This window comes from Coprococcus hominis (ex Arizal et al. 2022) (assembly GCF_040094675.1).
Lineage (GTDB): Bacteria > Bacillota > Clostridia > Lachnospirales > Lachnospiraceae > Coprococcus_C > Coprococcus_C hominis.
On the sequence record NZ_JBBNHG010000031.1, the window covers coordinates 77,645 to 95,194 of the forward strand.

The window sequence follows — 17,550 nt, forward strand, 5'->3', positions numbered from 1 at the left end:
GCATTTATGGACAACAACGATTTTCAAAATTTGCTGGATACTTATTGGGCTAAATCTCCAGATACAAATGGAGTAGCAGAAACCATATCAGAACACACCGAATGTGTTCTAAAAGAGGCAGATTTGCTTGTTCAGCTTGGTTACATCTCTGACGATTTATCCAATCTTCTGCATTATGCCTGCGAAAAACATGATTATGGTAAGGTAAATGAACATATGCAGACGCGCCTACATAATAAAAGCATCCACTTTGATCCTGATTCAGAGGTACAGCATAATCTTTTATCAGCGTTATTTATCGACGACCACGATTTCGGTAATTCGGAAGATTTTATTTCCGTTTTATATGCTGTTTTATACCATCATGATAACCATTATGATAATTCATCCTTTGCCTATATATTATCGCATTCGAATCAATTAATAGATGCATTTCATGAGAAATATAAAGATGTTTTACCTAATAGCATAAACCGAAAAGCACTTACCATTATAAATAAATTTATTCAATTGCAGGAAGATAATACAATGCAATCCATACCTATCGATAAAGTAAATTTGTACAATAAAATGACACTTATGAAAGGATTACTTCACAAGTGCGACTACAGCGCAAGTGCGCATCTTCCATGTGAATATAAGAATGATTTTCTTACAGGTTCGCTGAACGATTTATTACACACTTGGGGTCAATCTGCATCCTGGAATGAATTACAGATATTTATGAAGGAAAATTCCGATAAAAATGTCATTGTAACTGCACCTACCGGAAGTGGAAAAACAGAGGCAGGATTATTGTGGTCTGGAAACAATAAATGTATCTTTGTGCTTCCATTAAAAACAGCACTCAATGCCATGTATGAAAGAATCGGAAAAACTATATTGCATAATGATAATCTCGATTCCAGACTTGCCTTACTGCATTCTGATACACAAACCTATTATCTTACAAATAAAGATGACAACACAGATATTGATAATGTACTTACTTATGTAACAGCAAGTAAGCAATTATCGCTTCCAATTACCATTTCAACGTTGGATCAGATATTTGATTTTGTACTAAAGTATTATGGATATGAATTAAAGCTGAGTACATATTCATATTCCAAAATCATCATTGATGAAATTCAAATGTACTCACCGGATCTGCTTGCATATCTGGTTCTGGGCGTCAAAAAGATCATAGAATTCGGTGGAAAAGTAGCAGTTCTGACCGCAACGCTGCCTCCATATGCAAGAAAGAAACTGGAGGAAGTTATGGGAGAAGACGTAGTATGTAATAGCTTTATTGACACAGTAAAACCCAGACATAATGTGAAGGTTATAGACTCTACCTTAAATGCTGATGATGTTTTAAGATTTTGGGAACAAAAGAGAGTCGCGGAGAGTTGCAAAATTCTTGTTATCTGCAATCGTATTAAAACCGCACAAAGGTTATACACAAAGCTAAGTTCTGCCGGAATAGCTAATATTCATTTGCTTCATAGCCGATTTACTCATCAGGATCGCTCAAAAAAAGAGGTCGAAATTCTACAAACAGGAAAAACAGCCACAAACGCGCACGAAATATGGATTGCAACCTCTGTTGTCGAAGCAAGCTTAGACATTGATTTTGATTATTTGTTCACAGAATTATTGGATCTGTTTTCTTTATTCCAGAGGTTTGGGCGAGTGAACAGAAAAGGGTTAAAGTCCATCGATGAAACAAATTGCTTTGTATATACGCAATTACAGGATTCTGATTATATGAATCCAAAAGAAAAAGATTTGTTAGTGAGATTTCAATCCGCAATAAATGATCAGTCAATAGATCCTGTTATCTATCATTATTCAAAAAAGGCAATTGAAACTGTATCCGGTATATTGAGTGAACAAGAAAAAAACAATTTAATCGAATATTACTTATCCTATGAAAATATAATTGATTCCAGGTATGATGCAAAATATTGTAGAATGTATGAATATCTAAATACATTACTGCTAAATGAAAAAGATAAAGACACAATAAGAGATATTCGGAATATTGATATTATTCCATATTCTATTTATGAAACTCATAAATATGAATTCGAACAGATAGAGCATATTATTAAATCAAGCAATAGCAGTTTAGAAGAAAGAATCAATGCGATAAACTCTATCCAGAACTATATTGTTTCGATTCCTAGTTATTTTTCGAAAAAAGAAGAATATATCGAAAGGAAATTTTATATCAATCGATATACAGCCATTCCAATTCTTCACTGTGATTATTCATATTCAATGGGATTTGTAGATGTAAAACTTCCTGAAAAGGATGCATACGCTTGTAGCCATTTTATCTGACAGAAAGGAGCTTCTATGACTAAGGAAGAAATAAGTGGAATCATGATTTACTACTATTATGTATGTAAAAAAAAATTATGGTATTATCTCCACGAAATAAGAATGGAAGCCGGGAATGAAAATGTGGAACTCGGAAAACTGCTTGATACATCTTCTTACGATCGAGACAACAAACACATCATGATCAACGGCGTAATCAATATTGATTTCCTGCGTGGCAATCATGTATTACACGAGATTAAGAAGAGCAAAAGCATTGAAGAAGCAAGCATCATGCAGGTAAAATATTATTTATATTATCTGCATCAACGTGAAGTGACCAATATCAGTGCCAAAATTGATTATCCACTCTTAAAACAAAGTATCACTGTCGAACTGAATGATGAGGATTTTCCTATTATAGAAAATGTCTTAACTGATATATTAGATTATGCAGCTTCCGAACAAACACCACCGAAAGAAGAGACTGCGATATGCAAAAAATGTGCTTATCACGACCTTTGCTATATTTAATGAAAGGGGATATACATGGAAGAAACCTATTATATTTTTACAAATGGAAGCCTTGCCAGAAAAGATAATACGTTACGTTTTGTATCAGAAGATGGAAATAAACGGGATCTTCCGATTGAGAATATTTCAGATATTTACATTTTTTCGGAAATAAATCTGAATATCAGCTTGTTAAATCTACTGTCTAAAATGGGAATTTCCGTTCATTTTTTTAACTATTATCAGTACTATATTGGCAGTTTCTATCCAAAAGAGCAGAAACTCGCAGGCAAATTATTAACACAGCAGGCAGAGCATTACTTAAATCCTGAAAAACGACTATTCCTTGCACAAGCGTTTATCAATTCCGCTTCCTACAATATATTTCGAAATCTCAGATATTACAATGGACGCGGCAAAAATGTGCAACCTTACATGGATCAGATCGTTGAATACAGAAAATACATACCGAAAACGGAATCCATTACCGAACTGATGGGAATTGAGGGAAATATCAGGAAAACATATTATCAGGCTTGGAATACCATCATTGACCAGAATATTGATTTCAGCAAACGGGTGATGCGCCCACCAGATAATATGATCAACAGCTTGATTTCATTTGTCAATTCACTGATATATACAAAGGTTTTAACAGAAATCTATAAAACGCAAATAAATCCAACGATTAGCTATTTGCATGAACCAGGTGCGAAACGATTTTCCCTTGCATTGGATATTTCAGAAATATTCAAGCCTTTGATTGGTGATCGATTAATCTTTTCGTTACTAAATCGAAACCAAATAACTGAACAAAGCTTTGTAAATGAACTTAATGGTTTACAGCTGAAAAAATCGGCTGTTCAAACGATTGTAGAAGAGTTAGATACTCGTCTGCAGACAACCATTAAACATCGCGATTTGAACAAGTATGTATCTTATCAATATTTAATGCGACTTGAAATTTTCAAGCTGATCAAACATTTGACCGGAGAGAAGGAGTACACCGGATTTGAAATATGGTGGTAGGAAAGGAGCGATTGCTCATGTATGTTATTCTTGTTTATGATATTGTCACAGATGATGCAGGAAAAAAGATTCTCCCAAAAGTATTTAAGATATGCAAAAAATATCTGACGCATATCCAGCATTCGGTGTTTGAGGGCAATATCAGTACGCCTAAAATAACAGCTCTGAAGAATGAATTGAAGCAGTTTATCCGCAAAGATGTGGACTCCGTTATTCTCTTTTCCTCCCGTGATGAGCGATGGCTGAAAAAGGAATTTATTGGGCTTAATGATGATAAAACATCCCGTTTTATTTGATTTGTCGATCTGAAATATCGAAAAAAGTATTGCACATCGACAAAATACGTAATTACTTAGTAAATATAGAAATAACTCTGTATTTATAAAATTTTTTTGATATACTAAATATGTATAATATCGAGGTCGACAAAAAGGTGGTGTTTTAGCCGCTGATATTAAGATCTTGTGATTATACGGGTATAGATTTAACCAGAATGGAATGTAAAGTCAATACCGCATTATCAGCTACGAAGCTAACAACCCGTATAGATTTAACCAGAATGGAATGTAAAGCTACACTTTTACCTTGTCAACTACTTTTTTCGCGTTTTGTATAGATTTAACCAGAATGGAATGTAAAGTTTTGTTTCTTCATTGTATGTTTTTGCTTGTTGGGTATAGATTTAACCAGAATGGAATGTAAAGCATTTAATTCCTCTGAAATATACGCCACTAAAACAAGTATAGATTTAACCAGAATGGAATGTAAAGTCACTTGTCATAGTAGCTCCTTTCCCGGCTGTCTCGTATAGATTTAACCAGAATGGAATGTAAAGACTACAACCACAAAAACAAAAATATCCGCAAAACTGTATAGATTTAACCAGAATGGAATGTAAAGGTAATTGCGGTAATCGTGGTTTTTATCTGCAGCTTTGTATAGATTTAACCAGAATGGAATGTAAAGTCATTGTATATCCAAGCGGGTATGAGCAGCTTGAGAGTATAGATTTAACCAGATTGGAATGTAAAGATCAGCGTGATCCAGTGACAGCCGCCTCCTGATACGTATAGATTTAACCAGATTGGAATGTAAAGACAGGAATCAGACCCGCAACGAAGAACACCATAAGCGTATAGATTTAAACCACAATGGAATGTAAAGAACAAAGCTGACATAGATGTGATTGATTATATCTTCGTATAGATTTAACCAGAAAATAGATATAGCTACGGAAAGGGAATTTGAACCCTCGACACTATAAATTTAATCAGATTGAAATTATAATAACACAAAAGGAGCCCCACCCATGAAACTTTTCCACAAAAAATCACACACCAACTACAACCCAACCGAGAAAACACCTGTCATCAAATGCAGCATCTGCACAGGAGAGCAGGTAGCTGGATTTCAGGACAATGCCACTAAGGCATTTGAGGACATTATGCTGATACAAGATGCATCGGATCTTGCACATTTCCGGGAGATGTATGGTATAATCGGAGATATTAAGAAAATCTATTAAGAGTATTACAGAAACCGAAAGGATACACTATGTCATACATAACTACTTACACTGGAAAACATTTTGATCCGGTCAATCCGGATGCATCCCTTCTTTGCATCGAAGATATCGCACATGCATTGTCGCTTCTGTGCCGCGGAAACGGGCACGTACAGACCTTTTTCTCGGTCGGACAGCATTGCATTGCCTGTGCGAAGGAAGCGCAGGCACGGGGACTGTCGGCACGTCTGGTTCTGGCATGTCTGCTACATGATGCAAGTGAATGTTACATGTCCGATGTTCCACGTCCGTTCAAGCAGGCCTTGCCGGAATATAACCGGCTGGAAGATCAATTGCTTGATATGATTTATACGCATTTTCTTGGAAGTACATTAGATAATGCTGAACAGGAAATTCTGAAGGATATCGATAATGCAATGCTATGGTACGACCTTACATATCTGTTACACGAGAAACAGCCTTTACCGAAACCACAGGTTTATGATGAACCAGATTATACAGTCCGACCATTTACAGACGTAGAAGAGGAGTATTTACAGATCTATCGAACTTTTATCCAGAAACTTCATTAATATCTTATAAACACACCAAACTTCTGAAAAATAGCAAGAGCCTCCTATCATAATTAGATAAGCGGCTCTGATTATTCTTTACCACTTTTTTCTTCTCAAATGTTTTTCCCATGTTTGATTCTCCTTTGTTTGATTGTATATAGTTTCTTTGTTATCCTGATTAAACACAAGTATCTTAACATACATTTTCCCGGAAAGAATATCATAGTTTTGTGGTTATTTGCGAATAAATGGAACTGTTTTTTACATTTGAAATAAATGGCACATTCCCACGACAAATAATAAATCTACAGGTGGAATAGCAGAAGTCCCTCCATATGTTTGCTTGTAAATTTATTCGCAAAACTCAGGTTTTACGAAATTATCTATTGATTTATTACCAGAGTAGTGGTATCCTAGAAATATAGAGAAATCAACGCTTTACAGGCATTGGGAGGTTTTTATCGTATGGCTGATATTACTTATCATGAACAGGAAGAACAACACAATCTGGATTTGATTCGGAATGTGTGCAATGATCTTCCGGACTACGTCAAGCGGTTCGTCCGTGGTGTCCAACAGACAACGTCGCCGCGAACCAGATTGGGCTATGTACGTGACATCAAAATATTTTTCGAATATATATGTGAGGTCTATACCGAACATCCTTGTGATACGCCAAAGGATGTCTCTCTTGACGTCCTGTCGTCCATAGATACATTTTTCATCGAGGACTATCTGGATTACCTCCAAAAATACGAAAAGAACGGCCGTATCTACACAAACGGTAAATCTGCACTCAAACGCAAGCTCTGTGCCCTGAGTGTCCTCTTTAATTACCTGTATAAGCACGATATGCTACAGGAAAATATATTTGATAAGGTGGATCGTCCCAAACTGCCGGAAAAGGCAATTACACGTATGGATGCGGACGAAACGGCGAATTTCCTCGATACGGTTGAATATGGCACCAATCTGACTGACCGCCAGCTCAAATTTCACGAGAAATCCAAGGTACGTGACTTAGCAATCATGACGCTCATGTTATCCACGGGCATCCGTATCTCCGAATGTGTCGGTCTGGATCTGAACGATGTGGATTTTAAGAATACATGCATCCGTGTAACCCGAAAAGGTGGAAAGGAAGCAATCGTCTATTTCAGCGACGAGGCGGTTGAACCTTTACAGGAATATATAGAGGAACGCAAGAAACTCACGCCTGCCAAAGGCTCAGAAAATGCACTCTTCCTCTCCTCCCACCACAGTCGAATCAATGTTCGAACGATACAGAACATGGTGAAGAAATATTCACAGATTGCGGTCCCTCTGAAGCATATTACGCCACACAAGCTTCGTAGCACCTATGGTACCGCATTATATCAGGAAACCTCCGATATTTATCTGGTTGCCGATGTCTTAGGCCATTCTGACGTAAATACAACCAGAAAGCACTACGCGGACATGGATGATTACCGCAAGCGCCGCGCCAGAAATACCGTACAGCTCCGGGAACATAATACAGTCCCAGACACCAAATCTAAAAAATAGCCATATTGAAAATACCATCAACTTTTACTCAGCTGATGGTATTTTTCATTCATTTTATTTATTCAGATACTTACCTATCGTATGAATCACTTTATTCATTTCCAATGGCTTTGCCAGATGATCGTTCATTCCGGCATTCTTCACTGCCTGTACATCCTCTACAAATGCATTGGCAGTCATGGCTATGATTGGAATTGTCTTCGCGTCCTCACGTGCAAGTGCACGAATCTTCTGGGTTGCCTCGATACCATTCATCACCGGCATCATCACATCCATGAGAATCACATCATAGGTTCCCACAGGTGTATTCTGAAACTCACGAACTGCTGCATCGCCATTCATAACCGTTGTTACCTGTGCACCAGAATCGGTAAGCAGGTATTTTGCAATATCCAGATTCAGTTCATTATCTTCTACAAGCAGGATTTTGACATTATCCAGAGATACCTGCTCCTCATTTTCATTCTCATTGTTTGCGACCTCAGATTCCGGGGCAATCTCAAATGGAATGGTAACTGTAAATGTCGTACCGACACCAACTTCACTCCGTACCTCGATCTTTCCATGCATGCGGTCGATCAGGCTCTTTACGATCGGCATACCAAGCCCGGTTCCCTGATACAAGCTCATCTCGTTGTAATGCTCCTGTGAGAAAGGCTCAAACAGATGACGCATATACTTCTCGGACATACCGATTCCGGTATCCGTGACTGTACAGCGGTATACTGCCCGTTCCGCTTCCATCTCTACAAATTCCGCGCTGCAATGCACACTGCCACCCGGAACATTGTATTTCACTGCGTTATCCAAAATATTCAGTAATATCTGACGCACATGCAATGGACTGCCATATACATATGGATGGATCATGCTGTCCTTACAGTCACCATGCACCAGCGTGATACCGGCTTCTGCAGCTTTCATCGCTGTAATCGTAAGGATCTCATCTGCCAGTTCTGTAATATCAAATGCCTCGTGTGCAAGCTCGATCCGGCTCGAATCAATCTTGCTAAGCTCCAATATATCATTGATTAACGACAACAGATGGTTCGCTGCAATCTTTTCCTTCGCACGGTTTTGGCGCAACAGCTCCACATCGTCCGGATGACGCTCACCAATCTCCAGCAACCCGATAATACCATTTAATGGAGTCCGGATATCGTGGGACATGCGCGACAGGAAGGTCGTCTTCGCTGCATTCGCACGTTTTGCCTCCTGCAGAGCAATCTCAGCCGCCTGCATATTCTCTGTGACATCCTGATGATACCCCCACAGACGGGTTCCTGCCGTATAATTCTCATCCAGAGAACCGCCACATCGTGTGTAGATACGTCCCTTCTTCGGATGAATCCATGCATAGGTATTCTCTGATTTGCCCTGTTCGATCATCTCCTTGACACTTGCCTGCACGGAATCAATGGCAGAATCCACAATTCGCTTGTACCAGCGTTCGTAACATTCCTCCGGTGTCATATCCTCGTAAAATCCAGTGATCTCTCTTGCCACGTCATCGAAATACATTCTCGGCTCTTTGCCCTCATCCATTTCGATCGCCCAGAGTCCAATTTTCGCATTGGTCAAGATTTCGGACAGATCCTTCTGGAAATCCATATCGTTGTGTTTCCGCGTTTTATCATTCAGCGCCATGTTTGTCGTTCCTCTTGTCGTGATTATTTACATTATTTTACAAAAAAATATCCTTTATCATCATATCTGATAAAGGATATTTTTTCAAGATATTTCAAGCCTTTTCTACTTTATCTTATCTATGTAATCAATGATGAAATCGACAGTATCGTCTTCACTCATCAGACTACTATTGATAAATATATCATAGCTTTCCAGTGCACCCCATTTTTTTGAAGTGTAATAGTTATAATACGATGCACGCGCCTTATCTTCCTTTACAATCTGCGCCTTTGCTTTATCCGGAGTCAGATTAAAACGCTCGGAAACATTCTTAATACGTTCCTCCAATGGCGCATGTATAAAGATGCGAACCAGATTCGTATTGTGACGCAATGCGTAGTCCGCACAACGACCTACAAATACTGATGGTCCTTTATCTGCAAGTTTCTTAATCGTATCATATGTTGCCTGAAATGCCTGTTGGTTCAGATTTGTCTGATAGCCTGCACTTGTAAATCCATAGCTATATGGATCTGAAACAAGCGAATACAGAAAACTTCTCGTTGGTTTCTCATCCAGCGATTTCAGGAATTCCTCGCTCAACCCGCTTTCCTTAGCCGTCTCATTGATCAGTTCCTTGTCATAGAAGTTCGCGGAAATCTTTTCAGCAAGCTTTCTACCAATGTTACGACCATTACTGCCAAACTGTCTACCAATCGTGATAATTGTCTTTGCCATAGATAAGCCCCCTTTACACGCCTTGTACAAGTCACTTTTGACTTACTCTGATTATACATTTTTTTGTGCAAATTGTCAAAATATTTTATAAATTTTCGTACTTTTTAGCTATATTGTTGAACTTTTCAATGTTAGAATTCACACGATTCTCCATCGTTTTATATGTATAGTTCACACGCAGCTGCATCATGATATCGTTATAGTCATTCTGTGCCAGCACCGGCTCCATCCGGATATACAGATCATCCGGGTGGAATTTCGTCTTCAATGCACGAAGTGCATCCTTCTCGCCAAGCATCTGCCGGAACTCCTTCGCACGTCCGGTAAAATTCAATGTACCATCGATCAGATCCCCCAAATCATGGCTTGGATAGATTGTGATAAACTGAGCATCCGGCCATTTCTCCGTATTCAGAACCTTTCCTGCACGCATACCGATCACGATAAACTGACGGATTCCAAGATCATACAGCGGCTGAATCGGCTCATTGTCTAACAATCCCCCATCCCGGTACTTCTTCCCGTCGATTTCCACTGCCTCATACATAACAGGAAGTGCCGTAGACGCAAGCAGGATCTTCCGGATCGTATCCGCGTCATAGTCTTCGAGTCTGCGGTATTCTACCTGTTCCGGCTGCTGTGTCTCATTTAAGCGGCTGATTGATACATAGATATCACGGAAATCCGCTTTGATCTTCTCCATATCAATATATTTCTCGAACATCGCAAGCATTTCATTCCGTGAGAAATACATACGCTTTTCAGCAAGCATGTTCAGGTCGATATCAAAGACCGTATCCATATCGATCTCATTCCACGCCTGATACATCCGCTCCATATCGTTCATCGAATATAACATTGCATTGACTGCACCGATTGATGCACCCGATATCGCCGTCACATCCTCGAGCAATCCCTGTTCCTGTAACACCTTCAATACACCAACCTGATATGCACCCTTGCCGCCGCCACCGGCAAGCACCAGTCCAATTCCTTTTCCTTCACCCATATACACGTCCTCCATTTGCTACTTTTTCCAACCCATTTTCCAATCTATATCAATATTAGTTTACATAATACAATTATTGTTTACTATTATATAATACAACCTCTGGTTTGATGTCCGTTTCCTCGGTCATAATCGAATCTACGATCTGAATCGCATACCCGACCGCTGCAGTATGACAATCCGGATGTGCCGCCAGATACCGGTCATAATACCCGCCGCCATAGCCGATCCGGTCACAGCTTCTCGTGAAGACTGCCCCCGGCATCACGATCAGACAGGTGCCACCGGTCTTTTCCGGTTCTAACTGTACCATGCTGTCCGGTTCTAATATATGATATGCGCCCTCGACAAGCGCAGTCTGTTCATTATATGCGTAAAAATCCATGGTATTCCCGTTGACACGCGGCAGATAGATTTGCTTTCCATCCGCTCGGAATTCCGGGATATATTGAAATAAATCGACTTCTTTTTGAATCGGCACATAGAGACACAGTACCGATGCTTCTTTATACACCTCAAGCGCGCGCAGCTTCTCATAGATTTCCTGCGCAGCCTGCTTCTGATATTCTTCAGAAAGATTCCTGCGCTTTGCAAGAATCCCCTTCCGAAGTGCTTTCTTTGATTCTGAAATTGTCATGTAAACCATTCCTTTATCTACTTTAAGCGGATCTGGATATACTCACTCCGCTTATTCTTCGGTATATCCTTCACATGTGTGATACTTCCATCAGCTTCCTTGATATCAATATTATCAAGCTGTGTTTTCAGGTTGCGCTTCACACTTGCGATATATGCCTTACGGAGAGCTGCCTGCTCTGCAAGCTCTGCTTCTGTCAGTCCCTCCACGGTCTTACTTTTTCTTGCCAATTCGTTAATTCTCTGGATATCTGCTTCGTTCATGCGATATTCTCCATTTCTATTCTTATTTCTGGTATCCTTTATGCACGATGAAATCAACCGTATCAAAATCGTCATTCTCATGTGCTAAGAACAGGGTACCCACTGATTTTCCTTCCATCAGATCATAGATCTGTGTCAGATTCTCGGCGTCCATGATTGCCATATCCGCTCCGGAATCTGTTGCGATCCGCGCAGCCGCAATCTTCGTGGACATGCCGCCCGTACCATAGTTTGTCACGGCATCCTTCGCCATATTCTTCATCGTATCATTGATCGTCTCTACCAGTGTCAGCTTCTTTGCTTCCGGATTCTTATGTGGATCATCCGTATAGAATCCATCAATATCCGTAAGCAGGATCAGAAGGTCTGCCTTGATCAGATGCGCCACGATCGCGGACATTGTATCATTGTCACCAAACTCGATTTCCTCTGTTGCCACGGTATCGTTCTCATTGACAACCGGAATGACACCCTGCTGTAACAGCTCATTTAATGTATTCTCGGCGTTTCTGCGGCGCTCCGGATCTGTGATCGCGTCAAAGGTCAGAAGAACCTGTGCAGCCATATGGTTGTACTCCATGAAAAGCTTCTGATAAATCATCATAAGCTGTCCCTGTCCGATCGCAGCACACGCCTGCTTCAGGGATACCGTCTTCGGCTTATGGCGCAGTCCCAGCATCTCAAATCCAACACCGATTGCACCGGACGATACTAATATTACGTCCTTCCCCTGATTCTTCAGGTCACAGATAATGCGCACCAGTGTCTCTAACTTCCGGTAATCCGCCCCGCCGGTTTCTTCATGTATGATAGAAGACGAACCGATCTTTAATACGATTCGTTGTTTATCCTTCAATGCTTCTCTGATTCGTTTCTCGTCCACGTCTTTTTCCCTCTTTATACTATGTTATTGATATATGCAGCAACCGCCTCTGCCACCTTGATTCCATCCACAGCCGCGGATGTGATACCACCTGCATACCCTGCGCCCTCTCCACAAGGAAACAGACCTGAATAGTCACTTCGATAGGTCTCATCACGCACGATGCGCACCGGTGACGATGTCCGGGATTCTATACCGGATAACACGGCATCCCCGGATGAAAAGCCTTTTAATTTGCGGTCATAGTCCAAAATCCCTTCAATTATAGCATCATTTATATAGGCTGGCAAACACTTATTGAGGTTTGCAAACTGATAGCCTCCACGGATGTTTGGCTTCACACTTCCAAATTCAGTTGAGACACGATTCGCCTTATAATCCGCAAATAGCTGCACCGGAATCTTACCATTTCCAGCCTCGTAGGCGAGGTGCTCATATTTCTTCTGGAATTCCACACCGGCAAGCACGCCGTAGTCAGCGAATCCATCCGCCGCAAAATCCTCCGGTGTGACATTTACAACGATCGCTGAATTCGCGTTTTCCTCATCTCTTCCGTGGTTGCTCATACCATTTACCACACTCTGTCCTTCGCCGGACGATGCATTAACGACGAATCCACCCGGACACATACAGAAGCTATATACACTGCGCCCCTTGGTTGAACGGTATGTCATCTTATAATCTGCAGCCGGAAGCAGCTTCGCCTGCCCGCTCGTGCCGTACTGGCTCGCATTGACCATCGCCTGTGAATGCTCGATCCGGAGTCCCATTGCAAATGATTTTGCCTCCATCGTGACACCGGCCGCCTGCAACATAGCAAATGTGTCTCTTGCGCTGTGTCCGATCGCCAGAATACAGGCAGATGTCTCCACTACGATCGTCTGCTCGTTCTGCAGATCTTTAATCGTAAGCGACAGACATGTATCGGATCTATGGGAGATCGCGGTAAGCTGATGGGAGAAATGAATCTCTCCGCCAAAGGATCGAATCTCTTCCCGCATTTTCTTCATCACATGCTTTAATACATCCGTCCCGATATGCGGTTTGTTCAGATAGCCAATCTCCTCTGACGCTCCAAACCGTATAAAATCATCAATAACCGCCTGAATCCGTCCATATTTGTCCTTGATTCCGGTATTTAACTTTCCGTCCGAGAAGGTTCCGGCACCGCCCTCGCCGAAGGATACATTGGAATTCGCACAGATCGGTGTCTCTCCCTGCCAGAAGCCTTCAACATCCCTTGTCCGTTCTTCCACACACTTTCCACGCTCATATACAATCGGTCTGTATCCGGCACATGCTAATTGTAACGCCGCAAAATATCCCGCCGGACCAGCGCCAATGATAACTGGGCGATATATGGACACGTCCGTCTTCTCGTTACAATCGTCTCTGCATCGATGCGGAAATGTATATTTCTCATCTTTAGTTAACATAATATTTTTATTGTCTATTATGTTGCGAGGAATATCCTGTGATCGTTCAAATTCCACATCAACCGTATAGATATGAAGCAGATTTCCCTTGTCTCTCGCATCTAAGGATTTCCGAACGATCTGATATGTATACGGATGATTCGTCCTGAGTGTCTTCTGTATTTTCTTTTTTAAAGCGCTTGTTTCGTCTTTTTGTACTGGTATCTTAATCTGGTTAATTCTTATCATGACATGCTCTCCCTGCGCGTAATCCTGTAAGTAACGCAAACGTCAGATTATATCCGCCGCAATCTCCATCAATGTCCAACATTTCTCCCGTCGCATACATTCCGGGATGTCCCAGACATTCCATCGTCTCTGGCTGAATCTCAGTCAGTCGGATTCCACCTGCGGTTACCTGCGCCTGTTCATAGTTTTTCAATGCACGGACATGAAATGGAAATCGTCTGCAAAGATGATAAATCTTATGTAACTCGGCTTCTGTTAACTCTGTAAGCGCCTGCTTTGGCTGTTCACACGCGGTCTCCAAAATATACATGGCAAGCTTATCTGGCAAATACGCATTCAGATATCCATACAGACTCCGGTTCACATCTCTGCTTCCCTGCACAAATGCATTCTCTTCTATCTCCGGTAAAAAATCCACATACAGCTTAACACTTGATTCTTCTGATAAGATTCTGCCAAGTTCCGAAGATAAATTGAATATCATAATCCCGGATAAACCATACTCGGTAATCTGTAATTCACCGGACTGTTTCCATTCCGTGTTACCTTCTTCAAACCATGCCGAACATGCCACTCGAACGCCTTTTACCGCCTCAGTATTTTCCTCTGTCATAACAGCACATAAAGCCGGTCTTTGCGGCTCCTGTTTTACACCGAGCTTCTCTGCCAGTCTTGCGCCTTCCGCGCAGCCGCCAAGCGATGGATATGATCGTCCACCACATGCAAGTATCACCTTCCTGGCAATAATCTCCGTATTACACTGAATATGATATCCATCCTTTTTTATCCGAATATCTGTCACCGTTTCCGACAGATACGTGGTTACCTGCAATGCCTTTATTCGGTCTAAAAGTGCCCATACAACCGCTGATGCCTGCATTGATATCGGATAATAATATCCATCGATACATCTTGTATATACACCAATAGAATGCAAAAATGCAAACATTTCATGCAATGGTTGCTCGCCCAGACAGGTATGCAGAAATTTCTGATACGTTTCTGAAGACGAATGATAATGACCATCCTTCATATCTGTATTTGCCAGATTGCATCGACCATTGCCTGTGGCATATAATTTCTTGCCCAGTTTTTTATTTTTATCAATGATACAGACGGTGTTTCCGCCCTCTGCAGCCGCGATTGCTGCAGCCATTCCGGCTGCACCACCGCCAACTACACATACATCATACTGTGTTTTCATTGTTTTCCTCACTGTAAGTTTATTCTAGGTTGATAATGATTCCAGATATCGATACAGTTCCTTTTTCGAATCAAAATGCACATTTTTTAAGAGATCCTGATATACACTCGGATGTAATTTCTGCAAGACCGCCGCATCAATATCAGTATATTCATACACCTGTTGCGTATCTGCCTCGTACACTATCACACGTCCACTCTGAATCCCTACCAAAAATCCATTGTCTTTCCATTCTGTGTCAATGGAAATGGAATCCGCTGCAAGTTCCAGCTTCTGTCCCTCTTTTTCCTGCATACGTTGTTTAAAATATTCATTTGCAAGCAAAAAGCATAACGAAAAAATCCCTACAAATAATAGTACATATAAAAATAATTTCTTCATGGCACCAACTCCTTGAAGAAATTATTTCCATATTTGTATTTAATTATTCAAAGATAATCTTATCCTGCTTTGTCTCATCAAATACTGTTACAAATGTCTTTCCCGGATTCATCTTCAACTGCTTGCCATCAGCGGTATAGTACTTTACAACTCCATTATCCTTTCTCCATGAAATTGCTTCATACTCACCATCTGTAATATAATATCCGGTTCCAGTCTTATCCCAATCGATATTCTGTAAACCATCGCCAAGATCTGTATACTGAACGAACATAACAATCAGGTTCTTGTAGCGAAGCTGCTCATTTGTCTGATCATCAATCTGCTCTGTTCCATACTGGAAACGATAGTACAGTTTCTCATCGGCATTGTACTCATACCATCTTGTACTGCTGTCATTGTATGCAGTTGTCACTTTGTTTGCTGTCTGACCACTGCCAAGCGCTGTATCTTCTACATTGAATGCAAACGCCTTAGATTTCTCACCCAGATACTCGGTACTGTAACCAGCTGCCGCAATACCTTCCTTCAGCTTTTCGCTGTTTGTATAACAGTTGTGTGGTGCAACCCTTGACTCATCACGATAAAAAGTTGTGGAATCATACAGACCATTCAGGTTATTTAATCCTGTATCCTTAATCCATGATTCCGCATAGACAGACCATCCTACATGTGCATAAATACCGCCAAGCATATTTGCCATCTGTACATAATAATGTCTGGCACTACGAACTGGTCCCAGCTTTTCCAGATTGGAATAATCCTTAAATACACACATATATCGGGTAATACCACCCTCAACAAGCATCTCATATGTGATATCTGCCTGTGAGATACCTGATTGTGGCATTGCATCTACAATGTTATTGATCATGATACAAAGTGGTCTCTGATTAGAAAGACTCTCGTCAATCCACTCACCCGAAAACTCATTGATCACATAGCCTTCCTTTGTCGGTGCAAATTCAATATCTGCATCCGACATCGTTGCAGCCGCTTCGGTCGTAATAGTTGCCTGCTCGGTATCCTCCTCTTTCTTTTTTCCACATCCTGCCAGGCAAGATACGGTAAGTGCAGTTGTCAGTGCAAAAATAGACAACTTCTTTAACTTATTCTTCTTCATTGTCTCTCGTATATCCTTTCTTTGTTAATATTTCCTCTTGTAGTTTTTCCATATGCAGACGTTCTGAATCATCAATATGATCATATCCTGCCAGATGCAACATACTATGTGCCGTTAAAAACGCAACTTCACGTCGTCTCGTATGACCATATTCCTCCGCCTGCTCAGCAATCCGATCTACATTTAAAATGATATCTCCAAGCATCAGCTCTCCGGTGTCCTGATTGAAATAATCAAGTGGACTGTTCTCACAGAAATCAAATTCACCCGGCACTTCATACTCTATCATCGGAAACGATAAAACATCCGTCGGTGCATCGATATCCCGGTATTCTTTATTGATTGCCTGAATCCCTGCATGATCTGTAAAGATTACATTCACCTCACATTCATATGGACATTTCAGAAAATCCAGAGACGCCTCTATGATATCCTCTACAATGTCCTGATAATGTGCAGGAATTTCTGTATCCAATTCATTCTCAAAAAATACGCTCAATGTATCTCTCCTTTATTGCCTGTTACATTTTATCCCAAATGTATCAG

The 17,550-nt window shown here is 40.8% G+C and carries 18 protein-coding genes and 1 CRISPR repeat array; of the genes, 7 read left to right on the top strand and 11 right to left on the bottom strand.

Annotation, left to right across the window (positions count from 1 at the left end):
* Positions 1 to 6: 6 nt before the first annotated feature.
* From cas3 to AAAT93_RS05995, 7 genes are all read left to right on the top strand, one after another.
* Positions 7 to 2,328 carry a CRISPR-associated helicase Cas3' gene (gene cas3 / locus AAAT93_RS05965; protein WP_227572810.1) on the top strand — a complete coding sequence of 774 codons (2,322 nt, stop codon included), beginning with the start codon at positions 7 to 9 and terminating at the stop codon, positions 2,326 to 2,328.
* Between the two features lie 15 nt (positions 2,329 to 2,343).
* The gene (locus tag AAAT93_RS05970; protein ID WP_227572811.1) at positions 2,344 to 2,841 is read left to right on the top strand and encodes a CRISPR-associated protein Cas4; all 498 of its coding nucleotides are present in this window, start codon (positions 2,344 to 2,346) and stop codon (positions 2,839 to 2,841) included.
* Between the two features lie 15 nt (positions 2,842 to 2,856).
* Positions 2,857 to 3,849 (top strand): type I-B CRISPR-associated endonuclease Cas1b, encoded by a 993-nt coding sequence (gene cas1b / locus AAAT93_RS05975; RefSeq protein WP_227572812.1) that lies wholly within the window; start codon positions 2,857 to 2,859, stop codon positions 3,847 to 3,849.
* Positions 3,843 to 4,145, top strand: coding sequence for a CRISPR-associated endonuclease Cas2 (cas2, locus tag AAAT93_RS05980; RefSeq protein WP_349095531.1), 303 nt, complete (start codon positions 3,843 to 3,845; stop codon positions 4,143 to 4,145). Before cas1b ends, cas2 begins: the two co-directional genes overlap by 7 nt.
* 180 nt (positions 4,146 to 4,325) lie before the next feature.
* A CRISPR array of direct repeats spans positions 4,326 to 4,946; the repeat unit is 30 nt; unit sequence GTATAGATTTAACCAGAATGGAATGTAAAG.
* A gap of 212 nt (positions 4,947 to 5,158) precedes the next feature.
* On the top strand, positions 5,159 to 5,374 hold the full coding sequence (locus tag AAAT93_RS05985; RefSeq protein ID WP_227572813.1) for an aspartate dehydrogenase: 216 nt from the start codon (positions 5,159 to 5,161) through the stop codon (positions 5,372 to 5,374).
* Between the two features lie 29 nt (positions 5,375 to 5,403).
* Positions 5,404 to 5,946 carry a hypothetical protein gene (locus AAAT93_RS05990; protein WP_227572814.1) on the top strand — a complete coding sequence of 181 codons (543 nt, stop codon included), beginning with the start codon at positions 5,404 to 5,406 and terminating at the stop codon, positions 5,944 to 5,946.
* A 447-nt stretch (positions 5,947 to 6,393) separates the two neighbouring features.
* Positions 6,394 to 7,473, top strand: a complete 1,080-nt coding sequence (locus tag AAAT93_RS05995) for a tyrosine-type recombinase/integrase (RefSeq protein ID WP_117780150.1) — start codon at positions 6,394 to 6,396, stop codon at positions 7,471 to 7,473.
* A gap of 54 nt (positions 7,474 to 7,527) precedes the next feature.
* On the opposite strand, the gene AAAT93_RS06000 is transcribed toward AAAT93_RS05995, so the two are convergent.
* The 11 genes from AAAT93_RS06000 to ybeY all read right to left on the bottom strand — a co-directional run bounded on the left by AAAT93_RS06000 (position 7,528) and on the right by ybeY (position 17,503).
* Positions 7,528 to 9,120, bottom strand: coding sequence for a hybrid sensor histidine kinase/response regulator (locus tag AAAT93_RS06000; protein WP_021985528.1), 1,593 nt, complete (start codon positions 9,118 to 9,120; stop codon positions 7,528 to 7,530).
* Between the two features lie 105 nt (positions 9,121 to 9,225).
* Positions 9,226 to 9,840 carry an AAA family ATPase gene (locus AAAT93_RS06005; protein ID WP_021985529.1) on the bottom strand — a complete coding sequence of 205 codons (615 nt, stop codon included), beginning with the start codon at positions 9,838 to 9,840 and terminating at the stop codon, positions 9,226 to 9,228.
* A gap of 85 nt (positions 9,841 to 9,925) precedes the next feature.
* Complete coding sequence (locus tag AAAT93_RS06010; protein WP_182428783.1) at positions 9,926 to 10,849, bottom strand: patatin-like phospholipase family protein; 924 nt, start codon at positions 10,847 to 10,849, stop codon at positions 9,926 to 9,928.
* Positions 10,850 to 10,922: 73 nt separating this feature from the next.
* A complete protein-coding gene (locus tag AAAT93_RS06015) occupies positions 10,923 to 11,486 on the bottom strand; it encodes a 5-formyltetrahydrofolate cyclo-ligase (protein WP_182428784.1) in 564 nt (187 codons plus the stop codon).
* Between the two features lie 17 nt (positions 11,487 to 11,503).
* Positions 11,504 to 11,749: a DUF896 domain-containing protein gene (locus tag AAAT93_RS06020; RefSeq protein WP_021985532.1), complete on the bottom strand. Its 246-nt coding sequence runs from the start codon at positions 11,747 to 11,749 to the stop codon at positions 11,504 to 11,506.
* Between the two features lie 22 nt (positions 11,750 to 11,771).
* Positions 11,772 to 12,632, bottom strand: coding sequence for a glutamate 5-kinase (gene proB, locus AAAT93_RS06025; protein WP_227572815.1), 861 nt, complete (start codon positions 12,630 to 12,632; stop codon positions 11,772 to 11,774).
* Between the two features lie 14 nt (positions 12,633 to 12,646).
* Positions 12,647 to 14,296, bottom strand: a complete 1,650-nt coding sequence (locus AAAT93_RS06030) for an NAD(P)/FAD-dependent oxidoreductase (protein ID WP_118373556.1) — start codon at positions 14,294 to 14,296, stop codon at positions 12,647 to 12,649.
* Positions 14,283 to 15,500 carry an aminoacetone oxidase family FAD-binding enzyme gene (locus AAAT93_RS06035; protein WP_118373557.1) on the bottom strand — a complete coding sequence of 406 codons (1,218 nt, stop codon included), beginning with the start codon at positions 15,498 to 15,500 and terminating at the stop codon, positions 14,283 to 14,285. The genes AAAT93_RS06030 and AAAT93_RS06035 overlap by 14 nt, the downstream gene beginning before the upstream one ends.
* A 24-nt stretch (positions 15,501 to 15,524) precedes the next feature.
* Positions 15,525 to 15,881: a hypothetical protein gene (locus tag AAAT93_RS06040; RefSeq protein ID WP_021985536.1), complete on the bottom strand. Its 357-nt coding sequence runs from the start codon at positions 15,879 to 15,881 to the stop codon at positions 15,525 to 15,527.
* A 43-nt stretch (positions 15,882 to 15,924) separates the two neighbouring features.
* Complete coding sequence (locus AAAT93_RS06045; RefSeq protein ID WP_021985537.1) at positions 15,925 to 17,004, bottom strand: DUF3048 domain-containing protein; 1,080 nt, start codon at positions 17,002 to 17,004, stop codon at positions 15,925 to 15,927.
* On the bottom strand, positions 16,991 to 17,503 hold the full coding sequence (gene ybeY, locus AAAT93_RS06050; protein ID WP_021985538.1) for an rRNA maturation RNase YbeY: 513 nt from the start codon (positions 17,501 to 17,503) through the stop codon (positions 16,991 to 16,993). The genes AAAT93_RS06045 and ybeY overlap by 14 nt, the downstream gene beginning before the upstream one ends.
* Between the last annotated feature and the right edge of the window lie 47 nt (positions 17,504 to 17,550).

Coding starts and splice junctions, on each gene's coding strand:
- cas3 (WP_227572810.1), top strand. CDS start 7: ATGGACAACAACGATTTTCAAAATTTGCTGGATACTTATTGGGCTAAA.
- AAAT93_RS05970 (WP_227572811.1), top strand. CDS start 2,344: ATGACTAAGGAAGAAATAAGTGGAATCATGATTTACTACTATTATGTA.
- cas1b (WP_227572812.1), top strand. CDS start 2,857: ATGGAAGAAACCTATTATATTTTTACAAATGGAAGCCTTGCCAGAAAA.
- AAAT93_RS05985 (WP_227572813.1), top strand. CDS start 5,159: ATGAAACTTTTCCACAAAAAATCACACACCAACTACAACCCAACCGAG.
- AAAT93_RS05990 (WP_227572814.1), top strand. CDS start 5,404: ATGTCATACATAACTACTTACACTGGAAAACATTTTGATCCGGTCAAT.
- AAAT93_RS05995 (WP_117780150.1), top strand. CDS start 6,394: ATGGCTGATATTACTTATCATGAACAGGAAGAACAACACAATCTGGAT.
- AAAT93_RS06000 (WP_021985528.1), bottom strand. CDS start 9,120: ATGGCGCTGAATGATAAAACGCGGAAACACAACGATATGGATTTCCAG.
- AAAT93_RS06005 (WP_021985529.1), bottom strand. CDS start 9,840: ATGGCAAAGACAATTATCACGATTGGTAGACAGTTTGGCAGTAATGGT.
- AAAT93_RS06010 (WP_182428783.1), bottom strand. CDS start 10,849: ATGGGTGAAGGAAAAGGAATTGGACTGGTGCTTGCCGGTGGCGGCGGC.
- AAAT93_RS06015 (WP_182428784.1), bottom strand. CDS start 11,486: ATGACAATTTCAGAATCAAAGAAAGCACTTCGGAAGGGGATTCTTGCA.
- AAAT93_RS06020 (WP_021985532.1), bottom strand. CDS start 11,749: ATGAACGAAGCAGATATCCAGAGAATTAACGAATTGGCAAGAAAAAGT.
- AAAT93_RS06030 (WP_118373556.1), bottom strand. CDS start 14,296: ATGATAAGAATTAACCAGATTAAGATACCAGTACAAAAAGACGAAACA.
- AAAT93_RS06035 (WP_118373557.1), bottom strand. CDS start 15,500: ATGAAAACACAGTATGATGTATGTGTAGTTGGCGGTGGTGCAGCCGGA.
- AAAT93_RS06040 (WP_021985536.1), bottom strand. CDS start 15,881: ATGAAGAAATTATTTTTATATGTACTATTATTTGTAGGGATTTTTTCG.
- AAAT93_RS06045 (WP_021985537.1), bottom strand. CDS start 17,004: ATGAAGAAGAATAAGTTAAAGAAGTTGTCTATTTTTGCACTGACAACT.